Raw genomic sequence first — 1,107 nt, 5'->3', positions numbered from 1 at the left:
CGTTACCAGCCTGCGGGAATTTTTATCGTTCTGAACTTAAGCTCTTGGCAGTTTGGTTCATGTCAAGGTAATGTCGCCATATGCCCTGTTGTTGTCCACTCTGAACTGCTAGCAGCGTCTGACGAGGTTGTGAAATGGCTGGTCCAACAGTCAATGACTTATGGCGAGTCCGCTCCGGTGGCCCCTTTCTTTACCTGTGTACATCTATGAAACACCGGAGCCGCCTTCAGTCTTTTTGCGAATGGTGGAGGCTGGCAGCGCGTTGATCAAGGTCGGTTACACGCCCCCACATATAGAATCTTTACGTATTGACCGCTTGTAAAGGCATTGGTATCCTTTACAGAACGGCGCAATGTAAAGAGGTGTCCTATGCCAAAAGTTAGCTCAAAGCGGCAGATCACGCTACCTGTGGATCAATGCCGGCTGGCGGGCATCGAGCCTGGTGATGAATACGAAAGCTACGTGGACAACGACGGGCACATTACTATCATCAAAAAAGTCTCAGGCGCCGCGCGCGGGATTCTCAAGGGCATCCGCGTGGATCGCCAGGTGAGTGAGGACGATTCCCGTCAAAGCGGTATCCGTGCGTGATTGCCATTGATACCAATGTGCTGCTTCGGTACCTGCTGCTGGACAATAAGGCTCAGTCGCATAAGGCCATGTCACTGATCACGGGTCCTGTACCCGTTCTGGTGACGGATGTCGTGCTGGTGGAGACAATGTGGGTTCTAACGGGTAAGCGCTACAAGCTTGACCGTGAGGCCATTGCTGGCGTGATCAGTGCGCTGTTTGAGGAGCCGAACATTGTCTTTGAGGATGGGCAGACCGTGTGGCGTGCTCTGAATGACTATAAAAAAGCGCAGCCGGTGAAGGTCGGTGGCAAGAAAAAAAGCGCCGACTTTCCCGACGCACTTATTGTGAACAAGGCCCAGCACCAAGCACAGCAGTGGCACCAGGCGCTCAAAGGCGTTTACACCTTCGATATCGCGGCCCGGGAGATACCAAGGACGCTAAGCCCATAATTCGATAAAGATTAAAAGGTCGGCATGAGCAGCATTGACCACTACATACACGCGGCTACCCGCGCCAACACCCGCAAGGCCTACC

The 1,107-nt window shown here is 53.2% G+C and carries 2 protein-coding genes; both read left to right on the top strand.

Annotated features, from left to right (window positions below; translation table 11 throughout):
- Window positions 1–369: 369 nt before the first annotated feature.
- Window positions 370–591, top strand: a complete 222-nt coding sequence (locus tag WA429_RS21235; RefSeq protein ID WP_068810568.1) for an AbrB/MazE/SpoVT family DNA-binding domain-containing protein — start codon at window positions 370–372, stop codon at window positions 589–591.
- A complete protein-coding gene (locus WA429_RS21230) occupies window positions 588–1,022 on the top strand; it encodes a PIN domain-containing protein (RefSeq protein ID WP_068810567.1) in 435 nt (144 codons plus the stop codon). Before WA429_RS21235 ends, WA429_RS21230 begins: the two co-directional genes overlap by 4 nt.
- Window positions 1,023–1,107: the final 85 nt, after the last annotated feature.

Source organism: Thalassospira sp. CH_XMU1420-2, assembly GCF_037029325.1.
In the GTDB taxonomy this organism is placed as follows: Bacteria; Pseudomonadota; Alphaproteobacteria; order Rhodospirillales; family Thalassospiraceae; genus Thalassospira; species Thalassospira povalilytica.
Note: the sequence above shows the minus strand (reverse complement) of the source record. Positions and strands in the feature narration are given on the sequence as shown.

Excerpts from the sequence above, each read along its gene's own strand:
- WA429_RS21235 (WP_068810568.1), top strand. The coding sequence starts at position 370 with ATGCCAAAAGTTAGCTCAAAGCGGCAGATCACGCTACCTGTGGATCAA.